Source organism: Demequina globuliformis (assembly GCF_000975155.1).
In the GTDB taxonomy this organism is placed as follows: Bacteria; Actinomycetota; Actinomycetes; order Actinomycetales; family Demequinaceae; genus Demequina; species Demequina globuliformis.
In genome coordinates, this window is sequence record NZ_BBRG01000001.1 from 817372 (window position 1) to 836873 (window position 19502).

The 19502-nt window shown below is 67.2% G+C and carries 19 protein-coding genes; 5 read left to right on the top strand and 14 right to left on the bottom strand.

The genetic code is table 11. The annotated features are described in order from the left end of the window. Genes nuoK through AOP75_RS03815 form a run of 12 tightly spaced genes read right to left on the bottom strand, consistent with a single transcriptional unit; the run spans position 1 to position 11867 of the window. Positions 1 to 300 (bottom strand): NADH-quinone oxidoreductase subunit NuoK, encoded by a 300-nt coding sequence (gene nuoK / locus AOP75_RS03760; protein ID WP_062076987.1) that lies wholly within the window; start codon positions 298 to 300, stop codon positions 1 to 3. Continuing rightward, on the bottom strand, positions 297 to 1100 hold the full coding sequence (locus AOP75_RS03765; protein WP_062076988.1) for an NADH-quinone oxidoreductase subunit J: 804 nt from the start codon (positions 1098 to 1100) through the stop codon (positions 297 to 299). Before AOP75_RS03765 ends, nuoK begins: the two co-directional genes overlap by 4 nt. Beyond that, on the bottom strand, positions 1090 to 1779 hold the full coding sequence (nuoI, locus tag AOP75_RS03770) for an NADH-quinone oxidoreductase subunit NuoI (protein ID WP_062076989.1): 690 nt from the start codon (positions 1777 to 1779) through the stop codon (positions 1090 to 1092). The genes AOP75_RS03765 and nuoI overlap by 11 nt, the downstream gene beginning before the upstream one ends. Next, positions 1772 to 3124 carry an NADH-quinone oxidoreductase subunit NuoH gene (gene nuoH / locus AOP75_RS03775; protein ID WP_083966672.1) on the bottom strand — a complete coding sequence of 451 codons (1353 nt, stop codon included), beginning with the start codon at positions 3122 to 3124 and terminating at the stop codon, positions 1772 to 1774. The genes nuoI and nuoH overlap by 8 nt, the downstream gene beginning before the upstream one ends. Further along, a complete protein-coding gene (locus AOP75_RS03780) occupies positions 3124 to 5613 on the bottom strand; it encodes an NADH-quinone oxidoreductase subunit G (RefSeq protein WP_062076990.1) in 2490 nt (829 codons plus the stop codon). The genes nuoH and AOP75_RS03780 overlap by 1 nt, the downstream gene beginning before the upstream one ends. Continuing rightward, entirely contained in the window at positions 5610 to 6938 is a 1329-nt protein-coding gene (gene nuoF / locus AOP75_RS03785) for an NADH-quinone oxidoreductase subunit NuoF (RefSeq protein WP_062076991.1), read from the bottom strand. The genes AOP75_RS03780 and nuoF overlap by 4 nt, the downstream gene beginning before the upstream one ends. After that, positions 6935 to 7588, bottom strand: coding sequence for an NADH-quinone oxidoreductase subunit NuoE (gene nuoE / locus AOP75_RS03790; RefSeq protein ID WP_062076992.1), 654 nt, complete (start codon positions 7586 to 7588; stop codon positions 6935 to 6937). The genes nuoF and nuoE overlap by 4 nt, the downstream gene beginning before the upstream one ends. Beyond that, on the bottom strand, positions 7585 to 8928 hold the full coding sequence (locus tag AOP75_RS03795; RefSeq protein WP_062076993.1) for an NADH-quinone oxidoreductase subunit D: 1344 nt from the start codon (positions 8926 to 8928) through the stop codon (positions 7585 to 7587). Before AOP75_RS03795 ends, nuoE begins: the two co-directional genes overlap by 4 nt. After that, entirely contained in the window at positions 8925 to 9620 is a 696-nt protein-coding gene (locus tag AOP75_RS03800; RefSeq protein ID WP_062076994.1) for an NADH-quinone oxidoreductase subunit C, read from the bottom strand. Before AOP75_RS03800 ends, AOP75_RS03795 begins: the two co-directional genes overlap by 4 nt. Further along, positions 9617 to 10168 (bottom strand): NADH-quinone oxidoreductase subunit B, encoded by a 552-nt coding sequence (locus AOP75_RS03805; RefSeq protein WP_062076995.1) that lies wholly within the window; start codon positions 10166 to 10168, stop codon positions 9617 to 9619. The genes AOP75_RS03800 and AOP75_RS03805 overlap by 4 nt, the downstream gene beginning before the upstream one ends. Before the next feature lie 3 nt (positions 10169 to 10171). Continuing rightward, positions 10172 to 10531: an NADH-quinone oxidoreductase subunit A gene (locus AOP75_RS03810; RefSeq protein WP_083966673.1), complete on the bottom strand. Its 360-nt coding sequence runs from the start codon at positions 10529 to 10531 to the stop codon at positions 10172 to 10174. A gap of 46 nt (positions 10532 to 10577) precedes the next feature. Then, the gene (locus AOP75_RS03815) at positions 10578 to 11867 is read right to left on the bottom strand and encodes a geranylgeranyl reductase family protein (RefSeq protein ID WP_062076996.1); all 1290 of its coding nucleotides are present in this window, start codon (positions 11865 to 11867) and stop codon (positions 10578 to 10580) included. Between the two features lie 190 nt (positions 11868 to 12057). On the opposite strand from AOP75_RS03815, the gene AOP75_RS03820 reads away from it, so the two are divergent. The 5 genes from AOP75_RS03820 (at position 12058) to AOP75_RS03840 (ending at position 16838) form a co-directional block, all read left to right on the top strand. After that, the gene (locus AOP75_RS03820; RefSeq protein WP_062076997.1) at positions 12058 to 13314 is read left to right on the top strand and encodes an FAD-binding protein; all 1257 of its coding nucleotides are present in this window, start codon (positions 12058 to 12060) and stop codon (positions 13312 to 13314) included. Between the two features lie 43 nt (positions 13315 to 13357). Beyond that, positions 13358 to 14620: an isochorismate synthase gene (locus tag AOP75_RS03825; RefSeq protein WP_062076998.1), complete on the top strand. Its 1263-nt coding sequence runs from the start codon at positions 13358 to 13360 to the stop codon at positions 14618 to 14620. A 146-nt stretch (positions 14621 to 14766) separates the two neighbouring features. Next, complete coding sequence (locus AOP75_RS03830) at positions 14767 to 15378, top strand: class I SAM-dependent methyltransferase (protein ID WP_083966833.1); 612 nt, start codon at positions 14767 to 14769, stop codon at positions 15376 to 15378. Between the two features lie 57 nt (positions 15379 to 15435). Continuing rightward, positions 15436 to 16389, top strand: a complete 954-nt coding sequence (locus AOP75_RS03835) for a zinc-binding dehydrogenase (protein ID WP_062077000.1) — start codon at positions 15436 to 15438, stop codon at positions 16387 to 16389. Positions 16390 to 16439: 50 nt separating this feature from the next. Next, positions 16440 to 16838 (top strand): HNH endonuclease, encoded by a 399-nt coding sequence (locus AOP75_RS03840; RefSeq protein WP_062077001.1) that lies wholly within the window; start codon positions 16440 to 16442, stop codon positions 16836 to 16838. Between the two features lie 4 nt (positions 16839 to 16842). Here the strand turns inward: AOP75_RS03840 and menD are convergent, their stop codons facing one another. Together menD and AOP75_RS03850 are read right to left on the bottom strand one after the other, a co-directional pair. Further along, a complete protein-coding gene (menD, locus tag AOP75_RS03845; RefSeq protein ID WP_062077002.1) occupies positions 16843 to 18507 on the bottom strand; it encodes a 2-succinyl-5-enolpyruvyl-6-hydroxy-3-cyclohexene-1-carboxylic-acid synthase in 1665 nt (554 codons plus the stop codon). Next, positions 18504 to 19394, bottom strand: coding sequence for an o-succinylbenzoate synthase (locus tag AOP75_RS03850; protein ID WP_062077003.1), 891 nt, complete (start codon positions 19392 to 19394; stop codon positions 18504 to 18506). Before AOP75_RS03850 ends, menD begins: the two co-directional genes overlap by 4 nt. Positions 19395 to 19502 lie beyond the last annotated feature (108 nt).

Consider the following 19502-nt stretch of genomic DNA (forward strand, 5'->3'; position numbering starts at 1 on the left):
TTACCCCTTCAGCTCGGCGGGCTCGTCGAGCGAGATGGTCTGACGTGCGCGGAACAGGGCGATGATGATCGCCAGTCCCACCACAACCTCGGCGGCCGCGACCACCATGACGAAGAACGCCATGATCTGGCCGTCCAGCTCTCCGTACATCCTGGAGAACGCGACGAGCACGAGGTTGGCGGCATTGAGCATCAACTCAACGCCCATAAAAGCGACGATCGCGTTGCGGCGCAGCAGCACGGCGGCCGCGCCAATCGCGAACAGGATCGCGGCGAGGTACACGAAGCTCATGGCAGTCACTTGGGCTCCTCCCCGTCGCGGGTGTTGCGCGTGTCGGCGTCGCGCGAGGGCGCACCGTGCGGGCGCGCCTCATGGTCAGGATTGTCGGTGTCCTCGAGCTGGGCCCGGAACTCCTGGCCGTCCTGCGTCTGGCGGCGGATCTCCAGCACGCGAGAGACCGACTCCTCGATGGGCTGGCCCTGGGGGTCGAGTGCGGGGACGTCGAGCGCGTTGTGGCGCGCGTACACACCTGGCATGGGCTTGTTCACGGGGTTAGCTCCCGCGAGCACGCGTGCCGCCTGCAGTTCGACCTGAGTGCGGCGCGGAGTCAGGCGCGGGACGTGAGTGAGCACGAGCGCGCCCACGGCGGCGGTAATGAGCAAAAAGCCCAAAACCTCCATGACGAGGACGTACTCACTGAAGAGGATCATCGCGACACCTTCTGGGTTACCCACCGTGTCCGTCAAGCGCGGCTCGATGGACGCATCGCCGATCACGGAGATCAGCAGGATGCCCAGGCCGCCGGCGGCGAGGAAGCCAATCCACTTCTGGCCCTTGATGGTCTCGCGCATGTCTTCAGCGTTGTCCACGCCCACGAGCATCATCACGAACAGGAACATCATCATGACGGCGCCCGTGTAGACCACGATCTGCACCACGCCAAGGAACGGGGCGCCGAGGCCCACGTAGGCGGCGGCGAGCCCGACCATGACCAACACGATCGACATCGCGATGTGCACCGGACGCTTAGCAAACAGCAGCGCCAGCGAAGGAATGACGGTGAGTGCCGCCACGATCCAGAACAGGACCTCACTTACCACGGGCGGCCTCCGACACTCGGTTCTCCGGCAGAGTCTCGTCCTCAGGACGGTTCTCGCGGACCCAGTCCACCTGCTCCTCGACCACCTTCAGGACATCGCCCTTGTAGTAGTCGTCATCAACAGTGCCCGGCACCATGGGGTGAGGCGCCGCCAGCATGTCCTTGCCCATGGGGGCCAGGAGGTCCTGCTTCTCGTAGATGAGACCCTCACGGGTGGGACCGGCGAGCTCGTAGTCCGTGGTCATCGTCAGTGCACGCGTGGGGCACGCCTCGATGCACAGGCCACAGAAAATGCAGCGTAGGTAGTTGATCTGATAGACGCGGCCGTAGCGCTCACCGGGCGAGTACTGCGCGTCCGGCGTGTTGGAGTCCGCCTCCACGTAGATCGCGTCAGCAGGGCATGCCCAGGCGCACAGCTCGCAGCCAATGCACTTCTCGAGACCATCGGCGTAGCGGTTGAGCTGGTGACGCCCGTGGTAGCGAGGCATGGCCGTGTCTCGCTTGTCCGGGTACTGCTCGGTCACGGTGGGCTTGAAGAAGTTGCGCAGCGTGACACCAAAACCGGCGACGGGTGCGAACACCTTGCCAACCGGGCCCGGCTCGGGCAGGTTGGACTCGAACTTCTCCGCAGCGCCGTCGCGCTCACGGTTGACCTTCCAGACGTCGTCGGAGTCAGTCATCGTCGCCTCCTTCGGTGGCGGCTCGGCTGGCGCTCGCCTCAACGGTGCGACCGGAGCGAGGCGAGGGGGGCAGGGTCTGGTGTGGCAGCGGCGGGACCGGGTATCCGCCAGCAAAGGCGTCCAGAACCTCAGGCTCTGGCTCCGTCTCTTCCGGCTTCTTCGCTTCCTTCGCGTCCTTGATGAAGCTGATCACGGAGATGGTGAGCAGGATGCCCACCAGGCCGGCGACGGCGTCGTAGACGGCGAGGTCACGGCCCCACGAGTCGAAGATCTGGCGACCCACGGAGAAGAAAACGAGCCATCCCAGGCCGACAGGGATGAGGACCTTCCACCCAAACTTCATGAACTGGTCGTAGCGGAAGCGCAGCAGCGAACCGCGCACCCACACGAAGAAGAACATGAGCAGCCAGATCTTGAGGATCAGCCATACGGGGCCAAGCCACGCGGAGTTGAGGAACTCGCCGCCTGGCCAATCCATGGGCCACGGCGCATGCCAGCCTCCAAGGAACAGCGTGGCGGCCACGGCGGACACGTTGATCATGTTCATGTACTCCGCGAGGAAGAACCACGCGAACTTCATGGACGAGTACTCGGTCATGAAGCCGGCCACCAGCTCGCCCTCGGCCTCGGGAAGGTCGAAGGGCAGGCGGTTGGTCTCGCCGACCATGGAGATGACGTAAATCACGAAGGCGGGGAACAGCGGCCAGATCCACCAGCGGTCTTCCTGCGCCGCGACAATGCCGGTCGTGGACATGGTGCTCGACAGCAAGAACACGGTGACGAGCGACAGGCCCATCGCGAGTTCGTAGGAGATGACCTGTGCGGTGGAACGGATCGCACCCATCAGCGGGTAGGTCGAGCCGGAGGCCCAACCACCCAGCACAATGCCGTACACACCCAGGGCCGCGCAGGCCAGGATGTAGAGCACCGCGACGGGGAAGTCCGTCAGCATCATGGGCGTCGTGTTGTCCGTGCCAGGGATCGTGATCTCCGGCCCAAACGGGATGACCGCGAAAATCAGGAACGCGCAGAACACGGAGATCGCGGGCGCCACGATGTACAGCACCTTGTCCGCGGCGCGGACCGTGATGTCCTCCTTGAACAGGAGCTTCATCGCGTCGGAGACCGACTGCAGCAGGCCGAACGGTCCCAGGCGGTTGGGTCCTGGACGCAGCTGGAGGCGACCGATCACACGGCGCTCGAACCAGACTGCGAACAGCACGCTCGTCAGCAGGAAGACGAGGATGATGACGGACTTGACGATCGGCACCCATAGCGGGTCGTCTGCCAAGGCGGCGGTGGTGGCCTCAACGGGATCCACCGCAGTCAGCAGGGTCGAGATCATCACATGCCTCCCTTGACCGTGACGCGCGCACCCGGCTCCACGCCGAGTTCCTGAGCGACCCACGACCCAGGCGACTTCGCCGGGACCCAGACCACACCGTCGATCATGTCCGTGATCGCCACCGGCAGTTCGAGTGAACCGTACTGCGTCGAGACCGTCACCAGGCCGTCCTTGAGGCCCACAGCATCGGCCGTCTTGCGCGACAGGCGCGCAACGGAGGTGCGGCCGGTGCCCGCAAGGTACGGTTCACCGTCCTGAAGGGCACCCTCGTCAACGAGCTGGTGCCACGAGGCCAGCACCAGGTCGGCACCGGGCTTCGCGTCGATCTTGACGGCATCCACCTTGGGCGCGGCGGGACGCTCACCGGCTGCCGCAGCACCCAGGGCGCCGAGCTGCTGGGACACTTCGCCCACCGTGCCGGTGCCCAGGTGCACGCCCAGTTCGCGAGCGAGGATGTCGAGCACGCGGTGGTCGCTCATGGCGTCCGTCTTGATCGCGGTCGCGAAGCCGCGCAGGCGTCCCTCCCAGTTGACGAACGTGCCTGACTTCTCTGACGGCGGCGCCACGGGCAAGACCACGTCGGCCGCCTCGGCCACCTCAGAGCGGCGCACTTCAAGCGACAGCACAAAGCCGGTGCGCTCAATGGCGGCGCTCAGGTCGCCGGTGACGTCGGACGGCGTGACACCGCCCAGGATCAGGGCGTCGAGCTTGCCATCCTTCGCGGCGGCGATGATCGAGGCTGCGTCGCGGCCAGCGGCCTCGGGCAGCGCGTCCACACCCCAGGCCTGGGCAACCGCGGAACGGGCCGATGCCTCGGTCACCGAGCGTCCGCCCGGCAGGAGCGTGGGGAGGGCGCCAGCTTCAAGCGCACCGCGCTCTCCGGCACGGCGAGGGATCCACGCCAGCCGTGCGCCGGTGCGCTTGGCGAGCGCCAGTGCCTGGGTATAGGCGCCGGGCGACCCGGCCAGGCGTTCGCCGACCACGATGATCGAGCCGTCGGCCTTCAGCGCCTCGGACGCCTCCGTGGAGCCCTTGACCCCAGCGAGGGCCTTGCCTTCGCCACCGGGGGCGGCAGGCAGGAGCGTTGCGTCGAGCTTTTCCGCACCGCGCGTGAGGAATGGCGCCACGGTGAAGACCTGCTGCGAACCTACGGACTTGCGCAGGCGCAGGAAGACCACACCGCCTTCGTCCTCGGGCTCAAAGCCGGCGAGCAGCACGGCGGGGGCCTTCTCGAGGTCGGCGAAGGTCACTCCCATGCCGGTCGCGGCGACGGAGGAGCCCAGGAAGGCGATCTCCTCGTCGGACGCGGTGCGGGTGCGCACGTCAACATCGTTGGTGCCCAGCACCGTGCGGGCAAACTTCTGGTACGCGTAGGCGTCCTCGAGCGTGACGCGACCGCCGGGGAGCACTGCCGCACCCTGGGCCTCGTCTCCGGTCAGCGCCGCGCGCAAGCCCTTGGCTGCCGCCGCGAGGGCGTCAGGCCACGAGGCCTCGTGCAACTGACCGTCCTCGCCGCGCACCAGCGGGCGAGTGATGCGGTCAGACAGGTTCTGCCACGAGAAAGCGAAGCGGTCCTTGTCCGTGATCCACTCTTCGTTCACCACGGGGTCGTTGTCAGCGAGGCGGCGCAGAATCTTGCCGCGCCGGTGGTCCGTGCGGATCGCGGAACCCGAGGAGTCGTGCTCCGAGATTCCGGGGCTCGAGACCAGGTCAAACGGGCGCGAACGGAATCGGTAGGACGCGCTCGTCAGGGCGCCAACGGGGCAAATCTGGATCGTGTTGCCCGAGTAGTACGACGAGAAGGCACGGCCGGACTCATCCTCCGCGGCGACGCCGATGGGCTCGTAGCCGTCGAACTCGAGGACATCCTCATTGAACGTGCCGATCTGCTGCATCGCACCACGGTTCTGGAGATCGATGAACGCGTCGCCCGCGATCTCCTTCGAGAAACGGGTGCAACGCTGGCACAGGATGCAACGCTCGCGGTCCAAGAGGATCTGCGAGCTCAGCGACAGCGGCTTCTCGAAGACGCGCTTGACGTCGATGAAGCGCGTCTCGGTGCGGCCATTGCTCATCGCCTGGTTCTGCAGGGGGCATTCGCCACCCTTGTCACAGACCGGGCAGTCAAGGGGGTGGTTGATGAGCAGCAGCTCCATCACACCCTCCTGCGCCTTCTGGGCGGTCTCCGAGGAGTGCTGAGTGTTGACGACCATCCCGTCCATCACCGTCATGGTGCACGAGGCCTGCGGCTTGGGGAACGGCCGCACGTTGCCTTCACGGTCAGGCGCGGCGACATCCACGAGGCACTGGCGGCACGCACCTGCAGGCTTCAGCAGCGGGTGGTCGCAAAAGCGCGGGATGTCGATACCGACCTGCTCGGCGGCACGGATGATGAGGGTGCCCTTGGGCACGGTCACCTCGGTGCCGTCGATCGTCAGTGAGACGGTCTCGACGGCCTGCGTGGTGGCCTTGTCCGCGGTCGAGGTCATGCGTGAGCCTCCTCGGTGACCTTCGCGGGTGCGTCGTAGTCAAACAGCGCAGATGCGGAGTGGTCGAACGGGCACGCGGCATCCGCGATGTGCTGTTCGAACTCCTCCCGGAAGTACTGAATGGAACTGGAAATGCAGCTCGTGGCACCGTCGCCAAGCGCGCAGAACGCGCGCCCAAGGATCGACTCGCACGTGTCGAGCAGCTGCTGAATGTCTGCCTCGGTGCCCTGGCCGCCCTCGATGCGCTTGAGAATCTGGGTCAGCCAGAAGGTGCCTTCGCGGCACGGGGTGCACTTGCCGCAGGACTCGTGCTTATAGAACTCGGTCCAGCGAGTGACGACGCGCACCACGCAGGTGGTCTCGTCGAAGATCTGTAGGGCACGGGTACCGAGCATGGAGCCCGCCGAACCCACGGACTCGTAGTCCAGCGGGGTGTCGAGGTGCTCGTCGGTGAAGATCGGGGTGGATGACCCGCCTGGCGTCCAGAACTTGAGCTTCTTGCCGCCGCGGACACCACCAGCCATATCCAGCAGTTCGCGCAGGGTGATCCCGAGCGGGGCCTCGTACTGGCCTGGGCGTTCAACGTGCCCTGACAGCGAGAACAGGCCCATGCCCTTGGAGCGCTCAGTGCCCATCGAGGTAAACCACTCGACGCCACGGTCGATGATCGCGGGGACAGACGCAATGGATTCCACGTTGTTGACCACAGTCGGGCGAGCGTACAGACCCGCGACCGCGGGGAACGGCGGCTTGAGGCGCGGCTGACCGCGTCGGCCCTCAAGGGAGTCCAGCAGGGCGGTCTCTTCACCACAGATGTACGCGCCGGCGCCGGCGTGCACGGTGACGTCGAGGTCGAACCCGGAGCCGTGGATGTTCTTGCCAAGGTGACCGGCTGCGTATGCCTCACGCACGGCCTGCATGAGGCGGCGGTACACGTGAGTGACCTCGCCACGCAGGTAAATGAAGGCGTGGTTGCAGCCAATGGCGTAAGACGTGATCGCGACGCCCTCGATCAGCACCTGAGGTGCCGAGAGCATGGTCGGGATGTCCTTGCACGTGCCCGGCTCGGACTCGTCTGCGTTCACCACCAGGTAGCGGGGGCCGCCGTCGTCCGGGGGCAGGAAGCCCCACTTCATACCGGTGGGGAAGCCCGCGCCACCACGGCCGCGCAGACCGGAGTCCTTCACGGCCTGGACAATGTCGTTCTTGTCCATCCCAAGCGCCTTCTTGAGCGCGCGGTAGCCGCCGTGGCTCTCATACGTCGACAGCTTCCAGGACTGCTCTGCGTCCCAGGTCGCCGACAAGACGGGGGTGAGGTCGGTCATCGCTGCTCCTCCCAGCCCTGCTCGCGGGCGATCTTGAGGCCCACCAGCGTGGGATCGCCCACACCTTGGTCCTCGTCCACCTTGCCGTCCTCGAAGCCGGCGAGGACTCGCTCGGTCTCCTTGAACGTCGACACCTTGTGGGGGCCGCGGGTGGGCTTCACGTCACGTCCCTCGAGGATGTCGTCCACGACGCGCAGCGCGCGGTCAGGCGTCATGTTGTCGAAGAACTCCCAGTTGACCATCATCACGGGGGCGTAATCGCACGCCGCGTTGCACTCGATGCGCTCGAGGGAAATCTTGCCGTCGGCCGTGGTCTCGTCGTGACCCACGCCGCACTTGTCGGACAGCTGACGCCAAATCTCGTCGCCGCCCATCGTCGCGCACAGCGCGGTGGTGCACACGCCCACCTGGTACTCGCCGTTGGGGCGGCGCTTGTACTGGGTGTAGAACGTCGCGACCGCGGAGACCTCGGCGCTCGTGAGGTCAACGACCTCGGCACAGAAGGAGATGCCGTCGGGGCTCACGTAGCCGTCAACCGACTGCACCAGGTGCAGGAGCGGCAACAGCGCGGACCGCTTCACCGGGTACCGGCTCAGGATCTCGTCCGCGTCCTTGCGCAACTGCGCGAGGGTGTCTGCGTCGTAGGTCATCGGTCCACGCCTCCCAGCACCATGTCGATCGACGCGATCGCGACCACGACGTCGGCCACCTGGCCGCCCTCGCACATGATCGACAGCGCCTGCAGGTTGTTGAAGCCGGGGTCACGGAAGTGGGCACGCCACGGCTTGGCTCCGCCGTCGGACACCAGGTGCACACCGAGCAGACCCTTGGGTCCCTCAATGGCCTGGTAAACCTGGCCAGCGGGGACATCGAAGCCCTCGGTGACCAGCTTGAAGTGGTGGATCAGCGCCTCCATGGACTCACCCATGATGTGGCGGATGTGCTCAGGCGAGTTGCCCTGGCCGTCGCTGCCGATCGACAACTGAGCGGGCCATGCGATCTTCTTGTCCGCGACCATGACGGGGCCGTCGCCAAGCTTCTCGAGACGGTCGATGCACTGCTCGACGATCTTCAGCGACTCGTAGCACTCTTCCATGCGCAGGACCATGCGTGCCCACGCGTCGGAGTCGGTCGAGGTCGGCACCTGGAAGTCGTAGGTCTCGTAACCGCAGTACGGCTCTGCCTTGCGCAGGTCGTACGGCAGTCCGGTCGCGCGCAGGATGGGGCCGGTGATACCGAGCGCGGTGGCGGCGGGGAGGTCGACCTTGGCGACGTTCTTGAGACGTCCCTTGAGGATGGGGTTTTCCATCTGCAGCGCGGACAGCTCGTCTAGGCGCAGCTTGACCTCGGGCACCATCGCGCGCAGCGCCTCGATGCCGCCCTCGGGAAGGCCCTGGGAGACGCCGCCGGGGCGGATGTAGTTGTTGTTCGTGCGCAGGCCGGTGATCATTTCGATGACCTTGAAGGTCTCTTCACGGCCAATGAATGCCGTGGTCATGATCGTGGTGGCGCCCAACTCGTTTCCACCGGTGCCGACGGCGACCAGGTGGGAGCCAATGCGGGTGAGCTCCGCCATGAGCACGCGCAAAATGGAGGCGCGCTCGGGGATGTCATCCGTGATGCCCAGCAGCTTCTCAATGCCAAGGCAGTACGCGAGCTCCTGAGTCATCGAGGCCACGTAGTCCATGCGGGTACAGAACGTCACGCCCTGCGTCCACGTCCGGTACTCCATGTTCTTCTCGATACCGGTGTGGAGATAGCCGATGCCGGCACGGGCTTCCGTGACGGTCTCGCCTTCGATCTCGAGCATGACGCGCAGCACACCGTGCGTAGACGGGTGCTGGGGGCCCATGTTCATGACGATGCGCTGTTGGCCCAGGCGCATGGCCTCTTCCACGGTCTCCGACCAGTCGGCACCGTAAACGTTGTACTCGGGAACGTCGGCATCTTCGACGAAGGAGCCGGTTGCCTGTGCGGTGGGGTTGTTCATCGGTACTGCCTCCGCTCACCGGGCGAGGGCACTTCTGCACCCTTGTATTCGATCGGAATGCCGCCCAGGGGGTAGTCCTTGCGCTGCGGGTGGCCTACCCAGTCGTCCGGCATTTCAATGCGAGCGAGCGACGGGTGGCCGTCAAAGATGATGCCAAAGAAGTCCCAGGTCTCACGCTCGTGCCAGTTGTTCATGGGGTAGATCGCGCACAGGGACGGGATGTGGGGGTCGTTGTCGTCCACGGCCACTTCCACGCGCAGGCGGCGGTTGTGGGTGATGGACTGCATGGGGTAGACGGCGTGTAGTTCGCGGCCCTTGTCGGCGGGGTAGTGCACGCCGGACACGCCCAGGCACATTTCGAAGCGCAGATCCTGGTCGTCGCGCAGGTGCTGGGCAACCTCGTACAGGTGATCGCGCGCGATGTAGAGCGTGAGCTCGCCGCGGGCAACGACGACGTACTCGATCGCCTCAGCAGCCTTGTCCCCAAGGAGCTCCTCAAGGACGTCAACGACGCCGTCGAACCATTCGCCGTACGGGCGCTCGGACGCACCGGGCATCTGGACCGGCTTGACGAGTCCGTCGAATCCCGACGTGTCGCCCTTGGCGCCGAACAGTCCCTCGCGGACGTTGATGAGCGTCAGGGGTGAACGGCCCTCAGCCTCGACCGGCTGAATCTCGTTGTTGTCGCTCAACGCAGCAGCCCCTTCTGGTCAATGGTCGGGGTCGCCTTGAGCGCGGCGGCCTCTGCGGCGGCGGCGATCTCGCGACGGTTGGCGCCCATGGGGGTGTTCTTGACCTGCTCCTGCAGCTCCAGCAGCGCGTTGATCAGCATCTCGGGGCGAGGCGGGCAACCGGGAAGGTAGATGTCCACCGGCACCACGTGGTCAACGCCCTGGACAATCGCGTAGTTGTTGAACATGCCACCCGAGGAGGCACACACGCCCATCGACAGCACCCACTTGGGCTCGGCCATCTGGTCGTAGACCTGGCGAACAATGGGGGCCATCTTGTTGGACACGCGACCCGCGACGATCATCATGTCTGCCTGGCGCGGTGAGCCACGGAAGACCTCGGAGCCAAAGCGCGAGATGTCGAACCGGGACGTACCGGTGCCCATCATCTCGATTGCGCAGCACGCCAAGCCGAAGGTTGCCGGCCACAGCGAGCCTGCTCGCATGTAGCCCACAAACTTCTCGACAGTGCCGAGCATGAACGGAGGTGCACTCTCTTCAATACCCATAAGTCAGTCCCACTCAAATCCGCCGCGGCGCCACTCGTACACGAAGGGGATCGTGATGAGGGCGAGGAAGGTCATTGTCGCGATGAGGCCGAACCATCCCAGTGCGTCGTGAGCGACGGCCCACGGGTACAGGAAGACGACCTCGATGTCGAAGACGATGAAGGTCATCGCTACGAGGTAATACTTGATCGGCACGCGTCCGCCGCCGACCGCGCCCGGGGTGGGCTGCAGGCCGGACTCGTACTGGTCCACCTTCGCGGAGTTGTAGCGCTGGGGACCCACGAGGCGGCTGACGATCAGGCCAGCCACCGCCATCAGTGCGGCGACGCAGATCATCACCACGATGGGGACGTAGGGATTCACTGAGCGGCTCCTTCGTTTTGGTCGTCGGAAGCGGTGCGGAAAGTCGTCATGCGGCGGGTGCCACCTTAGTCAGCGTAGACATGAGCCGGTCTGCCCAGTCGCCCCCACGGGGTTCGTACACGTCCGCCAGCAGTTTATGCGTGAACTGCATGATCAGGGGCCGCGGGAGACCGTACTTGGTGCAGACCTTCATCACTGCCGGGTGCGCGATCAGCTCCGCGAACACACGGCCCAAGGAGTAGTAGCCGCCCAAGTCATCCTTCATCTGGCGCGCGTAGCCTTCGAGTGCGGCTTCGCGGGCGCCGTCCGTGGACGCCTCGCGCCATGCGACGAGCGACTCGCAGGCACGGCGGGCGGAGTGCATGGCATAGGCGATGCCCTCGCCGTTGAAGGGGCTCACCATGCCGCCCGAGTCGCCCACGAGCATGAGGCCAGGCACGTAGTGCGGCTGACGGTTGAAGGCCATTGGGATGGCGGCGCCCTGCACCTTGGACACGGGCGCCTCGGGGTCGATTCCCCAGTCGCCCAGGCTGTTCTTGATCCAGCCGTCGAACAGGGCGCGGTGGTCCAGGCCAGACGGCGCGCCATTGGGGCTCAGGGTACCGAGGCCGATGTTCGCGGTCCCGTCGCCCAGGGGGAAGATCCAGCCGTAGCCGGGAAGGAGGTTGGACTTGCCAGGCTCGCCGTCCCAGATGGTGAGGTGGCCCTCCATCCACTCTTCGTCGTGGCGGGGCGTCTCGAAGTAGGTGCGCACGGCCACCCCCATGGGGCGGTTCTCCATGCGTTCCATGCCAAGGCCCAAGGCGATGCGCGCGCTCACGCCGTCGGCGGCGATCACGACGGGGGCGGAGTAGGTGACCTCGTCACCAACCTTGCGCCCCTTCTCGTCAGTCGCCTTTGCGGTGACGCCCGTGACCCTGCCGGTGAGGTCATCGCGGACTGAGCCGGTCACGTGCCAGCCCTCGCGGATGTCGGCGCCAGCGGAGCGGGCGTGCTCGGCGAGGCGGTGATCGAAGTTCGCGCGAGTGAGGCTCAACCCATAGTTGGGGAACGACTCCTGCTCGTGCCAGGGGAATTCGAGGCGGTGGCCGCCACCGATCATGCGCAGGCCCCAGTTGGGGATCCAGCCTTCTTCGCGGGGAGTCGGAAGGTCGAGAAGCTGCAGTTCGCGCACTGCGCGGGGCGTCAGACCATCGCCGCAGACCTTCTCGCGCGGGAAGCGTGACTTCTCTAATGCGATGACGTCAAAGCCCTCGCGTGCGAGGTAATACGCGACGGCGGAGCCACCAGGGCCCGCGCCCACCACGATCACGTCGGCTTGAGTTTTCACGCCCATAGCCTACGCGGTTCAGGACCATGGTCACGAACGCAAATGCCTCGCTCCCCGTACAAAAATCGCAATACCGGTGTTGCGTAATTGCGTGCCGCCCCACCAAACTCGGCAACCCACGTCTACCCGTCTGCGGCCCCGCCCCACACGCGGCAAGCCACGGCTCATCGTCGCACCCCGCCCGTAGGCTGGCTCCATGAGCATTGGAGCTACCTGGGCCGGAACGCACGTCTTTACTGCCACCCGCCTTATTGAGGCCACGAGCATCGGCCAGGTCCAGGCCGCCGTCGCGGAGACCACGGGCCCCATCCGCGCGCTCGGAACCCGCCACAGCTTTAACGACCTCGCAGACACCTCCGGCACGCTCATCACCGTCACCGGCATCGCGCCCGATCCCCAGCTGGATCAGTCCGCGCGCACCGTGACGGTGGGTGCCGGCACCCGCTACGGCGATCTGGCCGTGTGGCTCGAGGGCCGCGGCTGGGCCCTGCACAACATGGGATCCCTCCCTCACATCTCTATTGGCGGCGCTGTCGCGACCGGCACTCACGGCTCGGGCGTCACGAATGGCTGCCTGTCGGACGCGGTGCAGGCGCTCGAGTACGTCGACGCCGCAGGAGATTTGCGTGTGGCGCGTCGCGGCGATGACGGATTCGAGGGCCTGGTCGTGGGGCTTGGCGCCTACGGCGTCGTGGTGCGGCTCACGCTCGACGTGCAGCCCACCTTCCTGGTCCGCCAGGACGTGTACCGCGGCCTCTCGTGGGAGAGGTTCCTCGACGACGTTCCCGCGGTCATGAGCGCCGGATACTCAGTGAGCGCCTTCACCACCTGGGCAGAGGACACGCTTCAACAGGTGTGGCGCAAGAGCCGCATCAACGACGCGGACGCGCCTGATCCCACCTGGCTGGGCGCCCGGTTCGAGCGCCCCGAGGAGGCCGGCTTGGTCGGAGTCCCGCCTGACAACCTCACCGTCAAGGGCGGCGTCGAGGGTCCCTGGCTCGAACGACTCCCCCACTTCCGGTTGGACTCGACACCCTCCAATGGTGACGAGATCCAGACCGAGTACTTTGTCGACCTCAAGGACGCCGCAGCCGCACTCACCGCCGTGCGCGCTCTCTCGAGCGACATCGCCCCACACCTGCTCGTCACCGAGCTGCGAACGGTCGCGGCCGACGCCCTGTGGCTGTCGGGCGCCTACGGCCGTGACACGCTTGCTATCCACTTCACGTGGCGCAACGCGCCCGCAGCCGTCAGCGCTCTCACCCCCCGCATCGAGGAGGCGCTCGCGCCGTTTGGCGCCCGCCCGCATTGGGGAAAGGTCCACACCATGGGGGCCGATGCCGTGGCCGCGGTCACGCCGCGCCTCGCCGATGCCCGGGCACAGTTTGAGCGGCTGGACCCGGCTGGGCGGTTCGCGAACTCGCACCTGCAGCGGTTGGGCGTGAGGGTGTGACTGCCGTTTCGAATGCCCGTCGCGCAGACGTAGGCTTACTTAGGTGAGTGTTCAGCCCGCGACCCCCGGCCCGCTGACGGTTCGCACCGTCGAGATCGACGCGGTCGATGACCTCCTATCCCTGTTGCCTGAGGGCGGGATGTCATGGGTGAGGCGCGGCGAAGGCCTCGTAGCGTGGGGAGAGGTGGCACGGCTGGACACTGCGGGCACTCACCGCATTGACGACGCCGACGCATGGTGGCGGCGCATCAGCCGCCACGCCGTAGTCCGCGATGACGTGCACCACCCGGGAACGGGGTTGATCGCGTTTGGATCGTTCGCGTTCGCAGACTCGTCGAGCGCTGGCGGAACGCTCATTGTCCCGCGCTACGTGGTGGGCCAGCGAGGCGACTGCACGTGGCTGACGGTGGTGAGCGAAGACGGTCTGGGCGAGATGCCCGCACTCGCGGACATCACTGCCGCGCATTCGGAACCCCGACGCGTTGGCAGCGTCGCGGTTGAGGACGGCAACCAAGCAGCGTGGACCCATGCGGTGACGGCCGCCGTTGAGCGCATTGCCGACGGCGTGCTGGACAAGGTGGTGCTGGCCCGGGCCGTCGAGGCGAGGGCCGATGCTCCGGTGGACGTGCGCACGTTGCTTGCGCGCCTGGCGGAAGACTACGAGCGCTGCTGGACGTTCCACGTGGACGGCCTGGTGGGCGCCACGCCCGAACTTCTCGCTCGGGTGGATCACGGCCTGGTGACGTCCCGCGTGCTCGCCGGGACCATTCGCCCCACGGGAGACGAGACCGCCGATCTTGCCCACGCTGCCGCCCTCGCACGGTCCTCGAAGGACTTGGAAGAGCACGAGTATGCGGTGCAGTCAGTCACGCAGGTTCTCGCCGCCCACTGTGGTTCCGTGAACGTGCCTGAGGCGCCGTCGGTCCTTCACCTGCCGAACGTGATGCACCTCGCGACAGACGTCACGGGTGTGCTCAGCCACAATGCATCCGCGTTGGAGCTCATCCGGGAACTTCACCCGTCGGCCGCTGTCTGCGGCACCCCCACCCTGACCGCCGCCCAGGTGATCGACGATCTTGAGGGCCTGGACCGCGGTCGCTACGCGGGCCCCGTGGGCTGGATTAACGCCGCCGGCGACGGGGAATGGTGCATTGGCTTGCGCTCTGCCGAGGTGAACCAGGAGGACCCCACCCATCTGCGTTTGTTTGCGGGGTGCGGGATCGTCGCGGCAAGCGAGCCGCAGTCGGAGTGGGCCGAGTCTCAAGCCAAGCTGGAACCCATGCGAAGGGCACTCGGCGCGTTGTAGCCTGCCGCTTGAGGGCAAATCGGGGCAGAATCGGCATGAGGGGCCATGACAGGCCCTCCCCACGCGAAAGGGCCGCCATGACGCACCCAGAACACGCACACGCCCCCGGCGCTCACACGCACGCAGATCACACGCACGCAGCGCCCATGCCAGACTTCTCGCGCGAATCCTGGGAAGCGAAGTACCGCGAGCGAGAGGCGCTGTGGTCTGGCCAGCCCAACGCTCCGCTGGTGGACGCGGTGGAGAACGCCGCCCCCGCACGGGCCCTCGAAGTGGGCTGCGGCGAAGGCGCAGACGCGGTCTGGCTCGCGACCCAAGGGTGGAAGGTCACGGGAGTGGACCTGTCTGCGACGGCCCTCGCGAGGGCTCAGGTGCACGCGGAGGCGTCCGGCGTCGCAGCGCACGTGACCTTCACGGATGAAGACATCGAGCAGGTCATCGAGCGCGACCGACCGTGGGAGTTGGTGACGTCCATGTACACCCACCCTGCCCAGGGTGGCCGGTGGCTAGTGGAGACGCTCGCCCAGGCGGTTGCCCCAGGCGGCAGGCTCGTGGTCGTGGGGCACCACCCCACGGACCCGCATGCCGCGGACCACCCCGACCTCAAGGACGCCGCCTTCGCCGCAGAGACGGTCGCTGACGTGCTGGACCGCGATGCGTGGGAGGTGTCCGCGCAGGTCCGCGAGCGCGTCACGCTCGGCGACGGCGGGCATGAGCGGCTGTGGCGGGATTCGGTGCTGGTCGCGCGACGCCATTAGGGCTGTCACGGCCCAAGGTCCCGGATGCGTCCGGCGGCCCGTTGCTAGGTTCCGACCATGGAGACCACCTGGGCGTACCGGCTGACCGCACCGTTGCAGTTTGAGCGCGTGGAAGTGGCGGTGCCGTCCGCACCCGCGCTTGGCGAGGTCGTAGTCGAGCTGACGGCGGGTGCGGTGTGCGGCTCCGACCTGCCGTTCGCGAAGGGCGCGCTGGTGCCCGCGGGGGGCGCTGGGCAGCCAGGGAGGCCAATGCACGAGGTCGTCGGCACCGTCCGCGACAGTGCGCACACCGACTTTGCGCCGGGAGACCGGGTCGTGGGCTGGGCCTCCAACTGGGACGCGTTGCGCGGGGTGTTCACGACGCGGGGCGACCAAGTCGCGAAGGTCCGTATGGATGTCAGCGATCCCTTAGCGACGGTGGCTCAGTCCGTGGCTTGCCTCATGACCGTATTCGATCGCTTGGGTCCGCTCGAGGGCCGTTCAGTGGGGATTGTCGGGGTGGGGCCGTTTGGGCTCATGACCTCGGTGCTGGCGCGCCACTTTGGCGCCGGGCGCATTGTGGGCGTGGACCCGCTGGACCGGAGGGCCGATGCTGCCGGGCTGCCGTTTGACGACCTCCTCGCGCTGAACTCACGCATCTGGGCGAACGAGATCGCGGACAACGACCGTCCCGACATTGTCATTGAGATGGTGGGGCACCAGCCTTCAACGGTCGCGGACGCCATGAACGCCGTCGGTGCCTCGGGCACGGTGCTGGCCTTTGGCGTCCCAGATGACGACTGGTACGCGCTGCCCATGCGCAGCTTCTTCAGGCGGGGAGGCACGCTCGTGACGGGCGTGACCACCCATCACCGTGACACGTTGGAGCGCGCACAGGACTACCTGATCGACAACCCGTGGTTCGCGGAACGCATGGTGACCGACGTGGTTCCAGTCGAGCGCGTGGACGAGGCCTTCGTTGCCGCATGCCGCCCCACGCCCGGGCAGCGCAAAATTGTGCTGTCTGTGTGACACCGTCGCGTCTCGACTTCCCGGCAAGCCCCGCGCAGTAGCATCCGCGTGTGACCACCCGTCGGCGCTCCTCCGCAAATCAGTCGGCGGCGACCCGTGCTCGGTACGCGAAGCGGCGCAAGAACCGGCTCGCGCGCGTCGACAACGACCTCGCTGCGCAGCAGTGGCAGGCGCTCGTGGACGCGTGGGGCGGGTGCGCGTACTGCGGCGCAACGGACGTGGCCTTACAAAAGGACTGCGTGCAACCCATTTCCCGCGGCGGGCGCTACACGCTCGACAACGTGGTGCCGGCCTGCGCGTCGTGCAATGCCAGCAAGCACAACTCCGAAGTGACCGGGTGGCTGCGCCGCAAAAAGCTCGACGAGCGGACGTTCCTTGAACGGCACGCCGTCATTCAGCGACGCCTGAGGGAGACCCAGGGGGCCGCCGACTCGCCCGACGCGCCGTGACCGCTTAGCGCAGCCGCGCCTCGACGACCTCGAACGCGACTGGTGGCACCGCGAGCGCGGTGCCCAGGGCATCGGCCTGAGTCACTAGGCGGTACCCCACGCCATAGCCAGCGCACAGGCTCGCGAGGTCCGCGCCATGCGGCGTCGTGAACACCCGCTCCACGTTGGCCGCGGGCGCCGTTGCGTGCTCCAACCCGCCAAAGATGGTGCCACCGGCGTCATTCACCACCACGATGCGCAGCCGCGGCCGCTGCTCGCGCGGACCAATGAGAAGACCGCCCACGTCGTGCAGGAACGTCACGTCTCCCATGAGCGCCTGCACTGGTTGATTCGCCGCGAGCGCCACACCCACGGCGGTCGCCACCGTCCCATCAATGCCAGCGAGTCCACGGTTCGCTAGGAGCACCGGCGCCTGCCCTGGCTCCCAGACGGGGCCAATGCGGTCAGCCGCGCGGATCGAACCCGACGATCCCAGGACCGCCACGTCACCTGCGCCGAGCGATCCCAGGAACGCCCGCGCAACCGCGCGCCTACCCCAGGGCCGCTCCTCGGCGACCACGGCATCGGCCGCCTGGCGCCATTCGCGCAGCCACGCCGAGTCCCCCAGTTCCAAGCGCCCGTCCGCGCGGCTCGTCCACCTGCGCGGCACCGCACGCACCACCCGGTCCGCATGCCGCGGAGCTTCCCGCCACCGCGCTCCATGCGCAGCCACCATGAGCGCCGGCGCGCGGGCGATCAAAGCCTGCACTGGTCGTGAGAGCGTTGGCCGGCCAATCACGACGACCTGGTGGATGCGATCGGCAAGGCCCTGACCCTCACGGGTAGCCAAGAGGTCGAGGTACGGGCCAATGCAGGCGTCGCCCGCGCGCGCACCCGAGGAAGGCTCTGCCAGCAGCGGCCACCCGTGGGCCTCGGCGACCTGGCGCGCAACGTCGCCAGCACCATCACCGGCGATGACGATGCCTCGCTCCACGTCAGGCAGTGGCTCCGGCTCGGCGACCACTGGGGTTCCGAACGACCCCTGCGAAGGGTGCGGGTCCACACGCGGGGGGTCATTCCACACGCCGTTGTCCGCCCCCAAGGGGTCGCGGAACTCAACATTGAGGTGGACCACGCCCGGAGTTCCCGTCATGTCATCGCGCGCGGGGTCGCCCAACGCGATCGCGACTGCCTGGGTAGCCAGGAGCGCGGCACGACCGGGCTCATCCCTATCTTCAGGCGCCGCCGAGGTGGCCGCCCACCGCACGAACGTCCCAAAGATCCCCTCTTGGTCCGTGGTCTGGTTCGCCCCCACGCCGCGCAGCTCACGCGGCCGGTCCGCTGTGAGAAGGATGAGGGGCACGCCAGCGTGATGCGCCTCCATGACTGCGGGGAGAAGGTTGCCGACCGCCGTACCCGAGGTCGTGACAATCGCCACGGCCCGCTGCTCGCCCACCGCCGCCCGACCGCGCGCCAAACCCAGCGCCAGGAATGCGGCGCTGCGCTCGTCGATCCGTACGTGAAGGTTGACGCTCGGTGCGCCCAAGGGTGGGTTGTCGGCCCCGGCCTCCGCGAGCGCATGTGCCAAGGGGCCGGACCTGGACCCGGGGCACAGCACGAAGTCGACGACTCCTCGCTCGACCAGGGTGGCGACGAGTTCACGCGCATACTCGGCGGAGGGGTTGCTCACACGATCACCTCGAGTTCACCGGCGGACATCCGCCCGTCCTGCGGCAGCCACGTCGCGGCCACCGTGTCCGTCTTCAGCAAAGCGCCTGTGCCCAACCCGCAGGCGAGGGGCTCGCGAGGCAAGGCACGCGCCAACGCTAACCCAGCGGCCAGGCCCACCGAGGACTCCATCGCGCTCGACACCACCACATCCAGGTCCCCGGCACTGTCGATAATCTCCAGCGCCCGGCGCACGCCCCCCAGCGGTTGTGCCTTGATGATCAGCACGTCTGCGGCGCCGGCACGCACCACGGCGTCCGCGGTGCCGGGGATCCTGATGGACTCGTCTGCGGCGATCGGCACAGTGACGGCGCGGCGCAGCGCTGCGAGGTCGTCGACCGACTCCACGGGCTGCTCGGCATACTGCAGTCCTGGTCCGCCGGCGGAGCGGGCCGCGCGGTCCAGGTGCGGCAGGCAGCGGATGGCCTCGTCGAGGGTCCACCCACCGTTGACGTCCACGCGGATCCGGCCGTGGGCGCCTAGCGCGTCCGCGACGGCTTCGACGCGGGCAAGATCCTGGTGGAGGTCTGACCCGCCGCCCACTTTGACCTTCGCAGTGGTGCACCCGTTGCGCGTGGCGTAGTCGCGGGCGCGCTCCGGGTCGACCAGCGGGACGATGCTGTTGACAGCAACGCTGTCGCGCACCGGCTCCGGCCACTCACCCCGGGCTGCTTCCATCGCCGCGCGCCACCACCGGCTTGCCCGCTCCGCGTCGTAGTCGGGAAAAGGGCTGTACTCGCCCCAGTGGTGGGCGCCGTCGGCGGCGACGGTGTGCACAAGGACGCCCGTGCGGTGGGTCGTGGCGCGAAAACGGGTGGTGAGCTCGACGGTGAAGGGCCTGAACTCCATGGGCACAGACTACGGCGCGCCGCTGGGCTCGTCGTGTCGCGAGCCACAGGCTCGGTCGCGACCGCGGCCGGGTCGGATCGCTGCGTCTCCCCTGCGACTACCCTGGCC